The sequence below is a fragment of the Thioalkalivibrio sp. HK1 genome (assembly GCA_000583135.1).
Taxonomy (GTDB): domain Bacteria; phylum Pseudomonadota; class Gammaproteobacteria; order HK1; family HK1; genus HK1.
This window is the reverse complement of sequence record JFBG01000034.1, coordinates 1-11,796: the sequence shown is the minus strand read 5'-3', so window position 1 is coordinate 11,796 and position 11,796 is coordinate 1. Positions and strand designations below refer to the sequence as shown.

The 11,796-nt window shown below is 61.7% G+C and carries 9 protein-coding genes; all 9 read left to right on the top strand.

Annotated elements, in window-relative coordinates; genetic code table 11:
• The coding region (locus tag BF99_RS23945) for a glycine cleavage T C-terminal barrel domain-containing protein (protein ID WP_025770744.1) at window positions 1–2,949 on the top strand (2,949 nt) is incomplete at its 5' end.
• Between the two features lie 221 nt (window positions 2,950–3,170).
• Window positions 3,171–3,818, top strand: coding sequence for a sarcosine oxidase subunit gamma (locus tag BF99_RS0109930; protein ID WP_025770742.1), 648 nt, complete (start codon window positions 3,171–3,173; stop codon window positions 3,816–3,818).
• A gap of 370 nt (window positions 3,819–4,188) precedes the next feature.
• Window positions 4,189–5,904, top strand: a complete 1,716-nt coding sequence (gene dnaX / locus BF99_RS0109925; protein WP_025770741.1) for a DNA polymerase III subunit gamma/tau — start codon at window positions 4,189–4,191, stop codon at window positions 5,902–5,904.
• A 297-nt stretch (window positions 5,905–6,201) separates the two neighbouring features.
• The gene (locus BF99_RS0109915; RefSeq protein ID WP_025770740.1) at window positions 6,202–6,519 is read left to right on the top strand and encodes a YbaB/EbfC family nucleoid-associated protein; all 318 of its coding nucleotides are present in this window, start codon (window positions 6,202–6,204) and stop codon (window positions 6,517–6,519) included.
• A 2-nt stretch (window positions 6,520–6,521) separates the two neighbouring features.
• The gene (recR, locus tag BF99_RS0109910) at window positions 6,522–7,124 is read left to right on the top strand and encodes a recombination mediator RecR (RefSeq protein ID WP_025770739.1); all 603 of its coding nucleotides are present in this window, start codon (window positions 6,522–6,524) and stop codon (window positions 7,122–7,124) included.
• Window positions 7,125–7,210: 86 nt separating this feature from the next.
• On the top strand, window positions 7,211–8,404 hold the full coding sequence (locus tag BF99_RS20670; protein ID WP_025770738.1) for a DNA-methyltransferase: 1,194 nt from the start codon (window positions 7,211–7,213) through the stop codon (window positions 8,402–8,404).
• Between the two features lie 41 nt (window positions 8,405–8,445).
• On the top strand, window positions 8,446–9,060 hold the full coding sequence (orn, locus tag BF99_RS0109900) for an oligoribonuclease (protein WP_025770737.1): 615 nt from the start codon (window positions 8,446–8,448) through the stop codon (window positions 9,058–9,060).
• A gap of 187 nt (window positions 9,061–9,247) precedes the next feature.
• Window positions 9,248–10,831, top strand: a complete 1,584-nt coding sequence (locus BF99_RS0109890) for a bifunctional ADP-dependent NAD(P)H-hydrate dehydratase/NAD(P)H-hydrate epimerase (protein ID WP_038098002.1) — start codon at window positions 9,248–9,250, stop codon at window positions 10,829–10,831.
• 148 nt (window positions 10,832–10,979) lie between these two features.
• Window positions 10,980–11,630 carry a tRNA (adenosine(37)-N6)-threonylcarbamoyltransferase complex ATPase subunit type 1 TsaE gene (gene tsaE / locus BF99_RS21970; RefSeq protein WP_025770735.1) on the top strand — a complete coding sequence of 217 codons (651 nt, stop codon included), beginning with the start codon at window positions 10,980–10,982 and terminating at the stop codon, window positions 11,628–11,630.
• The last annotated feature ends 166 nt before the right edge of the window (window positions 11,631–11,796 follow it).

Genomic DNA, 11,796 nt, shown 5'->3' with positions numbered 1-11,796 from the left:
TTCAAATACCACCGCCCGCGCGGGATTTTCGGGATCGGGGCGGAGGAGCCCAATGCGCTGGTGCGATTGGGGCAAGGGGCGCAAGCATCCCCCAACCACAAGGCGACCGAAGTCGAACTCTTCGATGGCTTGGTCGCCCACAGCCAGAATCGCTGGCCATCGAGGGATTTCGATATCGGGGTCTTGGCCGATTTTGCCTCGCGCCTGCTGCCCGCAGGTTTTTACTACAAGACCTTTATGTGGCCGGGCTCGTGGTGGCGCTTTTACGAACACTTCATCCGCAAGGCGGCGGGCTTGGGGCGATCCCCGACCTTGGCGGATCCGGATATTTACGACCATCGCCACGCCTTTTGCGATGTGTTGGTGGTCGGCGCCGGCCCTGCGGGATTGATGGCCGCCAAAGCGGCGGCCGAGTCCGGGGCGCGCACGATCCTGGTCGATGATGCGCCGGAGCCCGGCGGAGATCTGCTCGCCGGCGACCGAGCGATCACCGTCGACGGACTTAACCCCGCCGCCTTCGCCGAAAGAACGATCGAAGCCTTGGGCGCGCATTCGAACCTTCGCATCCTTTCTCGCGCTTGCGTCTTCGGCCATTACGACGACAACATGATGGTGGCGGCCGAACGCTTGGGCGACCACTTGCCGCCTGCGCTTGCATCGAGCCCCCCCTTTCGTCAGCGTCTTTGGTGGATAAGGGCCAAGGAGGTGGTATCGGCCACCGGTGCGGTGGAGCGTCCCTTGGTCTTCGAGAACAACGATCGTCCCGGGATCATGCTCGCCGGTGCCGCCAAGGCCTTCGCGGGCAGATATGCGGTGAGCTTGGGGGAACGAGCGGTGATCTTCACCAACAACGATTCCGCCTACGAGGCCATTCCCCCTTTGCGGGCAACCGGGGTACGCATTCTCGCGGTGGTGGATGCGCGGGCGCAAGGCCCGGGTCGCGCGGCATTGGCCTTGCTCGGCGGAGGACTTGAAGACGACCCCGAAAGCGGAGGCGATCGAGCCATCGAACTGATTTGCGGCAGCGCGGTGAGCCAAGCGGTGGGTTCCGATCTGCGCGCGGTCGAAGTGCGGGCCTTGTCCGAGGACGGCGCTGCGGTCGGGAGCGAGGCGCGGCGGATCGAATGCGATCTGCTTTGCGTTTCCGGGGGTTGGAATCCGAACGTGCATCTTTTTTCGCAGTCCGGAGGGCGGCTTCGTTTCGATGAGACGATCGCCGCTTTCGTTCCGGAAAGCGGCGTCGGCAACGAGCGCGTTGCCGGCTCCGCCCGTGGCCGCTTCGGTTTGAAAGCGTGCCTGGCCGACGGCATCGCCGCCGGGATCGATGCGGCGCGATCTGCGGGTTTCGATTCAAGCCCTGACCTAGAATGCCCGCAGGTGAGCGAGTCGATCCCCGCCGAATCGATCGCCCCTTTGCGCCCCCTTTGGGCGGTGCCGATGCCCCGAGGCCGGCGGGGCAAGCGCTTCGTCGATTTCCAAAACGACGTGACGGTGGCGGATATCGAGCTTGCGGCCTTGGAGGGCTATGATTCCGTCGAGCATTTGAAGCGTTACACCACCGTGGGGATGGGCACCGATCAAGGTCGGACCGGCAATGTCAACGCCTTGGCGTTGCTGGCCAAGAGGCGCGGGCAATCGATCCCCGATGTCGGGATCACGACCTTTCGCCCGCCTTTGTCGCCCACCGCGTTGGGGGTGATCGCCGGGCAGCGCCGCGGCTTCGATATCGCCCCGATCCGCCGCTCGCCGATACACGATCGACATATCGCTCTCGGGGCCGTTTTCGTCCCCGCCGGATTGTGGATGCGGCCGCAGTTCTATCCGAGGCGCAAGTCCTCCTCCTCCGGCTTCGAATCCGCAGCGCAGGCGATCGCTCGAGAAGCCCTCGCCGTGCGCCGCAAGGTAGGGATCGTCGATGTCTCCACCTTGGGCAAGATCGCGGTGCAAGGCCCCGATGCCGGTCGCTTCCTCCACTTGGTCTATATCAATCGCATTGCCAACCTTGCGATCGGGCGTTGCCGCTACGCCTTCATGCTGCGCGAGGACGGTTTCATCTTCGACGACGGCACCGTCACCCGCATCGCCGAGGATGATTGGTATTTGACCACCAGCACCGGTCACGCCGCCGCCGTCCTTGCCCATCTCGAGCGCTATGCCCAGACCGTCTGGCCGGATTTGAAGGTTCGGATCACCGATGTCGGCGAGCAGTGGGGAGCGGTGACGGTGGCCGGCCCCGAGGCGCGGGCCTTGCTGCGCAAGGTGCTCGATGGCGGCACGGATGTCTCGAATGCAAGGCTGCCGATGATGGGTTGCATCGAGGCGAGCGTGGGCCGAGTGCCGGTGCGCATCATCCGCATGAGTTTTTCCGGCGAGCTGTCTTTCGAAGTGCATTGCCCGGCGGATCATGCCCCGATGCTTTGGGATGCCTTGCTCGAAGCGGGTGCGGAATTCGATGTGCAGCCCTACGGTACCGAGGCCTTGGGGGTGCTGCGCATCGAGAAAGGACACGTGGTGGCGAGCGAACTGGACGGGCGCACCATCCCCGCCGACTTCGGCTTCGATCGGATGGAAAAGAACGAGGATTTCATCGGTCGTCGTTCGCTCGAACGATTCAATCGATCGGGCGGGCGCAAGAAAAAGCGATTGGTGGGGTTGATCTCCACAAGCGATCAGGCGATCCCCAGGGGCGGGCAACTGGTGTGGAATCCGACCGCGCCCGCTCCGGTGCCGATGTTCGGGCATGTCACATCCACCTGCCACAGCCCCACCCTCGATCGCCCGATCGCCTTGGCGCTGATCGACGACGAGCCCGAGGATCGCCCCCCCGATCGAGACGAATGGAGCGGAGCGGTGATCTGCGTCGCCTCGCCGCTCGAGTCGCGTTTCGTTCAAGCAAGGATTTGCGATCCGGTCTTCGTCGATCCCGAGAATTCGAGAAGCCGGGGGTGACTCGCCTCTTCGGATCCCCTCCCGATCGGCATCGAAGAGACGGGCGCCGCAAAAGCCTGAATCGATGAAGCCGAAACCGAAATCGAAAAAGAGAACATCGTCGAGCGGTTCCAATCGACCCATGATCCGAAGAGGCCCAAGCCCGCCAATGAAAACCGAACATCGAAAACCGAACATGAGAGTCCGAAGATGATGCCGAACCAAATGAGAGGGTCGTTTCGGTGAAACGAAGCGCGCGAACGAGCGCCTTGGAGGGTTGCATCGTCGGTGGCCGGTTGGCGGCGGGCAGGCGTGATGACTTGCAGGTGGCATCGCTTGACGAGCCCGACATCGAGCCCTCGCTCATCATCGCCCCCGAGCCTCCTTGCGATGTGGTGCGGATCGGTGGCATCGAGGATATCGATCCGCTTGCCGAGTCCTTCGGGGTCGAAGCCGCAGCGCTGCGGCCCGGCCGATGGGTCCTTGCGCAAGAATCAGCGGAAGGCGAGGTCACCCTCGCTTGGGCCGGCCCCGGACAATGGCTGGTGATGAGCGATGCGATCTCGGCGGCGGTGTTGATCGATCGAGCATCGAAGGCGCTCGAGCCTTCGAAGGCCTCCACGGTCGATCTTTCCTGCGCTCGCACCCCGATCCGTCTATCCGGATCCGCCGCCCCCGAACTGCTTGCCGGGCTTTGTCCGATCGATATCGAGTCTTCGCGCACCGGGGATAGCCTTTTCACCTCGGCCGGCGGCATCGATGTCCACCTCATGGTGATGGGGCGGCAAGCATTTCGGATCGGCGTCCCTCGAAGCCTTGCGCAAGCGATGTGGGAGATGCTCCTTCGGTGTTCGAGGGAATTCGAAGTCGAGATCGGTTCTTCGTTTTGAAGGGCGATTCGACCTCGATCGCGCCTATCTTCGAGCATCATCGAGAGAAAAAGGATAGAACCTGAGCGATCGGCGGCGGGAATAAAGCGCAAGCAAAGAGGCTTTCACTCGCCCCCGGGGCGCCTCGTTATAATGCGATATCGCTGCGCTATCGATCCTGCGAGAGCAACCCGCCGGATCTTATTGTCCGCAGCCGATCCCGAGAGGTCCATGCACCGAAGCCTCGGGCTTTTCGAAAAGCATCGACAAAGCATCGATGCGTTTTTTCGATCCGCCGCTCCGATTTTTTGCCGACGACGGGGATGAATTTCTCCCATCGAGCCTTGGCGAGTCGCCGATATTCGTTGGATCAGGATCAAGGAGATCCGAGGTGAGTTATCAGGTTTTGGCCCGTAAATGGCGCCCTCGCGATTTCGAACGGATGTCGGGGCAAAGGCATGTCGTGCGAGCGTTGGTCAACGCCCTCGACACCGACCGCATCCATCACGCCTTTCTCTTCACCGGCACCCGAGGGGTCGGTAAAACCACGCTCGCCCGCATCCTCGCCAAATGCCTCAACTGCGAGCAAGGGGTGAGTTCGAAACCCTGCGGCGAGTGCAGCGCCTGCCTTGAAATCGACGGCGGCCGCTTCGTCGATCTGCTGGAGGTCGATGCCGCCTCGCGCTCGAAGGTCGACGAGACCCGGGAGTTGATGGATAACGTCCATGTCGCCCCGACGCGTGGTCGCTATAAGGTGTACCTCATCGACGAGGTCCACATGTTCTCCGAAAAGAGCTTCAACGCCCTGCTCAAGACCTTGGAGGAGCCCCCGCCACATGTCAAGTTTCTGCTCGCGACCACCGATCCGCAGAAACTTCCGATCACCGTTCTTTCTCGCTGTCTGAAATTCAACCTCAAACGTCTTCCGGCGGCGGAGATCGCCGCCTATATCGAGAATATCCTCGTAGCGGAATCGATCCCCTTCGAGGCGCCCGCGCTGACCGATTTGGCGCGTTCGGCCGACGGGAGCATGCGAGATGCGCTGAGCCTGCTCGACCAAGCCATCGCCCACGGGGGCGGGAAGGTGGCGCAAGACGAAGTGTGCACGATGCTCGGAATGGTGGATCGCAGCCGTATCGTCGATCTGATCGGTGCGTTGGCAGCGGGCGACGCTCCGGCGACCATGGCGGTCGCGGCGGCTATCGCCGAGGATGCCGTCGATTGGCGCGAGGTATTGGGGGAGATGGTCAATACCCTGCACCGGGTTGCGGTGTGTCAAGTTCTGCCGCGCACGAAGGACGAGGAATTCGAATCGGATGAGGCGATCGACGCCCTCGCCGCCCGGCTGACACCGGAGGATGTGCAACTTTTCTACGAGATCGCGTTGCGGGGCCGACGGGATCTCTCCTTGGCCCCGGAGCCGCGCTTGGGTTTCGAGATGACGGTGATCCGCATGCTGGCGTTCGAACCGGAATCGGTCCCGACCGCTGCCGCTCCCCCCCGACCCGCCGTGGCCAGACCCTCGGAACCGGCGATGCGATCGGCAGTGCGATCGGCGGTGCCCTCCAAAGCCTCGATCGAGGCATCTTCGAAAAAGACGGTGCAGCCTGCGCCTGAGGCCAAAGTCGCCGATGCCGGCGGGCAAGCGCAGTCCGGCGACCCGGTGCCGCCACCTTCGGACCGTGCCCCGCCCGCAGCCACGCTCCAACCCGAACAATGGCGCGAAACGGTGGAGAGTTTAGGGCTCGTCGCCTTGGCTCAACAGCTCGCCATCCACAGTCTTTTGCTCGATGACAACGGCAAGCGGGTGAAATTGGAGGTCCCGAGCGCCAAAAAAGCCCTCGCCAACGAATCCACGCTCGAAGTTCTGGCCGCTGCGCTGAGCGATCATCTCGGCCGTTCGGTCGATGTGGTCGTGGTCTTGACCGAAGGGGGGCAAGAGGGACCGTTGAAAGGCATCGAGACCCCCGCCGAAAGCGGCGCCCGCGAGGAGGATTCGCGCCGACGCGAGGCGGTACGAAAACTGCAAGAGGATCCCGGAGTGAAGCTGATCTGCGATACCTTCGACGCCCGCATACGCCCGGAGATGATCAAACTGGCGGATTGAACCGATGAACGAAGCAGCGGATCGAGCCCGCGAATCAATGGCATTCGCCGAGCCATCGCCAAATATCGGCGTTCGAACCCAAGAGCCGATCATCGACCAACGATTCGCCGATTCCCTAAAATGCCCATGAAGGCGGCCGAGCGTCCGATCGCCCTCGCCTTCGAGATCGCCCTTTCGCTTGCACGAAGGGAAATCACCCTTTCGGATACGTTGGCTTCGGGCTTCATCGGTGCTTTGCGCAAAAGCGACCGCTCGATGCCACTGATGGAATCCTTCGGTATTTTCAGGAGATCGTCGATGAACGACAATGCAATGGGACAGCTGATGGAGCAGGCGAAGAAGCTCCAAGGAAATGTCCAGCAAGCGCATGAAAAGATCGCCGCCATCGAAGTCGTCGGGGAGTCCGGGGGCGGGATGGTGAAGATCACCATGAACGGTCGCCATGACGTGCGCTCGGTGCGAATCGATCCGACCTTGATGGGCGATGACCGGAAAATCATCGAAGACCTGATCGCCGCCGCCTTCAACGACGGGGTGCGCAAGGTGGAGAGCGAGACCCGCAATGTCTTTGCGGGCATGATGCCGCCGGGAATGACGTTCCCCGGCATGCGCTGACGATGTCCGCAAGCCCGCTGATCGCTCGGCTGGTGGATGCGCTGCGTTGCTTGCCGGGGGTGGGACCCAAAACCGCCCAGCGTATGGCCTTCCACCTCCTCGAGCGCAACCGAGATGCCGCGCGCGAACTCTCCAAGGTGTTGGAGGAGGCGATGGTGCGGATCGGCCGCTGCGAGTCCTGTCGGACCTTCAGCGAAGATCCTCGCTGTCCGGTGTGCACCGCCAGAGATCGCGATCCTCGGCTTCTGTGCGTGGTCGAGACTCCGGCGGATATGGCCGCGATCGAATCCGTCACCGGTTATCGGGGGATGTTTTTCGTGCTGATGGGGCATCTTTCTCCCCTCGACGGGGTCGGTCCGGCCGAACTCGGACTCGATCGTTTCCAAAAGCGAATCGAGAGCGAAGGGATCGACGAGGTGGTGCTGGCGACCTCTTCGACGGTCGAGGGGGAGGCCACCGCGCATTATCTGGCGGAGATGGTGCGCGAGCGGGGGATCCGCGCCACCCGTATCGCCCAAGGAGTGCCGATGGGCGGAGAGCTGGAATTCGTCGACGGGGGCACGCTTGCACGGGCGATCACCGCTCGCCGCGATGTGGATGTATGAGCGTGTGTGCAGCGCGCGCAAGCGATGCGCTCAAGCGAGAAAATCGCTTATGCGAATCTGCGATCGATGAAGCGAGAGCCTAAGGCGTGAGCGCCGATTTTTCGAGCGGAACGATCTGGATCGGGGATTGCCTTCGCATCATGCGAGGTTTCGACGAGCGCTCGGTGGATCTCATCTACCTCGATCCGCCCTTCAACTCGAATCGGATCTACCGGGCGGCGCCAGGGACGATGGCCCAAGGAGCGGGCTTTCGGGATATTTGGACCGCCGATGACTTCGATGCCGACGAATACCGAGCGCTGGCGGATCGAAACTTGCAGGCCTCCAAAGTGATCGATCTGGCGAACGAGGTGCAAGGCGCCTCGATGCGCAGTTATCTTTCGTTCATGGCCGTGCGCCTTTGGGAAATGCATCGGATATTGAAAGACGGCGGCAGCCTTTACCTGCATTGCGACCCCGGGGTTTCGCACTATCTCAAGTTGATCCTGGATGCCTTGTTTCAAAAAAGAGGCTTTCAAAACGAGATCGTATGGTGCTACGGCTTGGGCGGTTCCTCGCGCAAGAGATATTCCAAAAAGCACGATGCGATCCTTTTCTATACCAAGGGCGCTTCGAGCCCTTCGACCTTCAACAAACCCTTCGTGCCCTCGACATCGCACAAAATGAAAGGCAAGCCCAAGGGGGCGACGGATGTTTGGGAGATCCCGGCGCTCAACAATATGTCGAAGGAGCGAACCGGCTATCCCTCGCAAAAGCCCTTGGCTCTGCTCGAGCGCATCGTTGCCGCTTCGAGCGATCCCGGCGATATGGTGCTCGATCCATTCTGCGGCTGCGCCACGACCCTCGTGGCGGCGGATCGCTTGCAAAGACGTTGGATGGGGATCGATCGCTCGCCGATGGTCGCCGATCTGGTCGATCGACGCATCCGATGCGATCGCAAGGAGTGGAGCGGGGTCTCGGTATTCACCGACCCGCCGCATCGAGACGAGAGTCGTATCTCGGGCGATGACAATGACCGCAATGCGAATCGACGATGCGAAACCTTGCACCAGGGGCAACGAGAGGATCGAGGATATCGCGTCGGCGGCGACGCCTGCTTCCCCCTCGCCGATATCGACACCGGTATCGATAGCGATAGCGATACCGATACCTCGCCATCCTCGTCCTTGCCCCCGCCCCCGACCCCGACCTTTGCGGGGCGTAGATCGCCCTCGCAAGCGCTTGATAGCACGAAGGTCGCAGGCTCGGCGCTCACCGATATCGACCTCTCCCGCCGCTGAAAAAAAGCGCCGGAAAAACCATCCCCGACGGATTTCAATCAATGAATCAAAGCCCGAAAAATCTCGTTTGGATCGATCTGGAAATGACCGGACTCGATCCCGAGCGGGAAAATATCATCGAAATCGCCACCGTCGTTACCGATGAATCCCTCGACGAGGCGGTGGAAGGACCCTCGATCGTGATCCGCCAGCCGAAGGCGCTTCTCGACAAGATGGATGAATGGAATACCAAGCAGCACGGCCAATCCGGTTTGATCGATCGCGTTCTCGCCAGCACTTGCGACTTGGGACAGGCCGAGGAGCGCACCCTCGCCTTCTTGCAAAAATACCTCCCGCCTAAGGTCTCGCCGATGTGCGGCAACAGCATCTGTCTCGATCGCCGTTTCCTGATCCGTTATATGCCTCGTTTGGAGGCTTTTTTTCACTATCGTCATCTCGATGTCAGCACCGTCAAGGAGCTGTGCTCGCGCTGGGCTCCGAGCCGCTTTCAAAGCGTGGTCAAGGAATCCCGCCATCGCGCGATGCAAGACATTCACGATTCGATCGCCGAACTGCGTTTTTACCGAGAGCATTTTCTGGTGGTCGATTCCCCGCCGGGCGAGGGCTCATCCTTGGGTGAATCCCCATCATCGGATGAATCGAGGAGCGATGATTGATGCTTCGCACTTTTCTTGGTACTTGTCTTGATCCCGAAGCGGCGGCAAGGGTGAGCCGATACCGACCGAGCCCTTCGAAAGAGACGCCATCGCTCGATGGTGCACCGGGTGGCGGATCGGGTGGCGCACCGGATGGCGCACCGGATCTTGCGATCGAGCGAAGCGTTCGGCATTGATCGACTCCGCCTTGTCCGCTCGCTCTAAATCCTTGCCGAGGGCCCTTTATCGGGTATCGGATGCCAGAGCCTTGGATCGCTTGGCGATCGAAAAAGCCGGCATCCCGGCGATCGATCTGATGGAGCGGGCGGGCAAGGAAGCCTTCGTTGTATTGAAAGAGCGCATAGCGCAGCCCCGCCGCTTGGCCGTTTTCGCAGGACCTGGCAATAACGGCGGAGACGGTTTCGTGATCGCCCGCCTCGCCGCCGAGTCCGGCTTCGATCTTTCCTTGTCGATGCTTTGCGCTCCTAAGTCCTTGGCCGGGGCGGCGGCGATGGCGTGGGAGCGATTGAAGGCTTGCCCGGCCTATCCGAGGGTCCGGATCCGCAGGCTATCGAAGGCGGCGGATAAGAGGCAAAGGGAAGGGGATGATTCATCGATCCTTGCCGAGGATATCGATCTCGTCGTCGATACCCTTTTCGGCACCGGCCTTGCCAGGGCGTTGACGGGAGCGGCGGCGAAGGCGGTCAGGGCGATCAACGATTCTCCCGCCCCGGTTCTGTCCGTCGATATCCCATCCGGCCTCGATGCCGACCGAGGTCGGGTATTGCGCGATGAGCAAGGACGAGGCGAGGCGGTCAAGGCGACGCTCACCCTCTCCCTGGTCGTCCCCAAGCAGGGGCTTTTCACTTGCGAAGGCCGTGAATTGTCCGGCGAGATCGTTCATCGGGATCTCGGCCTTCGAGCCGATTCGCCGTCGGCGCCGGTGGTGCCCTCGGCCTACCGTCATCGCTTCGAGGATTGCGTCGGGGTGCTTCCCCCTCGTCCGCTTCACGCCCACAAGGGGGATTTCGGGCATGTCCTGATCGTCGGCGGCGATATCGGCATGGCCGGGGCGGGGCGGCTGGCTGGTGCCGCCGCCTTGCGCTGCGGAGCCGGTTTGGTCACGTTGGCCACTCGATCCGAGCACGCCCCGGCGCTGGTCGCCGCCTTTCCCGAACTGATGGTCAAAGGAGTCGAATCGCCTGACGAGTTGCAGCCGATGATCGAACGAGCGCAGGTGATCGCGATCGGTCCGGGCTTGGGTGTCGGCGATTGGGGGCATTGCCTGCTCGAGCGGGTTTCGAGATCGGGTCGGGCGCTGGTAGTGGACGCCGACGCCCTCAATCTGGTAGCGCAGGACAAGAGCATCGAAGAGAGTATGCGAAAATCCGAAACCATCGTTCATACCCCGCATCCGAAAGAGGCTGCAAGGCTGTCGGGAATATCGACGGCGGATGTCGAGGCCGATCGCTTCGCTGCGGTGTGCGCTCTCGTTCGAGAACGAGGCGGGGTCTGGTTGCTCAAGGGTGTCGGCACCTTGGTGGCGGCGAAGGGCGAGACGATTCGTATCTGCGAGGGAGGCAATCCGGGGATGGCCGTCGCCGGCATGGGCGATGTGCTCACCGGCGTCGTCGCCGCCTTGCTCGCCCAAGGTCTTTGCGGATTCGAAGCCGCCTCCACCGCCGCCTGCTTGCATGCCGCCGCCGGAGATCGAGCGGCTTCCGAAGGGCGGCGAGGACTCATCGCAGGCGACCTCCTTCATCCTCTGCGGCAGTTGGTGGATAGACTATGACGCGGCGATTCTTCGAGTGCGGATGTCGAACCCTCTTATCGGTCGGACATCCCCTTTTATCGACAAGACATCCATCGCCGAGATATCGATCGGCGAGACGTCCGGCGGCTAGAAGTCCAGCGGCTAGACGTCCAGCGGCAAGATATCGATGATCCGCATCGTCGATCCGCATCGTCGTCGATCATCGGATCCTCAATCGACGAACCCGGTATTCGAACTTGCGAACGAGCAGGCCACCGCCGAAGCGGGCGAAGCGCTGGCCGAGGCCGTAGCATCCGAGGCGGGTGAATCCACGGGTGAATCCAAAAGGGGTGGATCCGAAGGAGGGTCGGCGGCGTCTTGCAGGCAAGCGATCTTCATCGGCCTTCGAGGGTCGCTGGGGGTAGGCAAAACCACATTGGTTCGCTCGCTCTTGCGGGCGTTGGGCGTTGCGGGCAGCGTGCGGAGCCCGACCTATACCCTCGCCGAGCCTTATGAGACTCGTATCGGCTCGGTGTGGCATTTGGATCTCTATCGAATGACGGATCCCGACGAACTCGAATATATCGGGATCCGAGACCTCATCGCCTCGTCGACCCTTTGCTTGATCGAATGGCCGGATCGCAGGTCGGGCGAGAGGCTCGTCTTCGACCTGCTCGTCGATATCGAGATCCCCGACGAATCCGAAGACGGGACTCGAGGAGATCGAGATGGGGGCGAAGCGATCCGGCGGCTATCATTCACCCCCGGGAGCGAGATCGGGCGAGCGATTTCGCTTCGTTCCAAGCGCTCTCTTTCCGAAGGTTTGGGGGCTCGATGATCGGTGCAGGGCCGGTCGAGGGCCATAAGAAACGGCGGTATTGCCGCTCGATATTCTCGTTCGAATGGCTGATTTTTCGAATACCGATTCGGGGATTTAGACTTAAAATTTCCCTTATGGAATTCCCCCCTCTCGGATTATCGAGTTGAACTCGCCTTTTGAATCC

Bases quoted from the DNA above. Each gene is read 5' to 3' on its own strand.
- BF99_RS0109915 (WP_025770740.1), top strand. From the start codon at position 6,202: ATGAACGACAATGCAATGGGACAGCTGATGGAGCAGGCGAAGAAGCTC.
- recR (WP_025770739.1), top strand. From the start codon at position 6,522: ATGTCCGCAAGCCCGCTGATCGCTCGGCTGGTGGATGCGCTGCGTTGC.
- orn (WP_025770737.1), top strand. From the start codon at position 8,446: ATGAATCAAAGCCCGAAAAATCTCGTTTGGATCGATCTGGAAATGACC.
- tsaE (WP_025770735.1), top strand. From the start codon at position 10,980: ATGATCCGCATCGTCGATCCGCATCGTCGTCGATCATCGGATCCTCAA.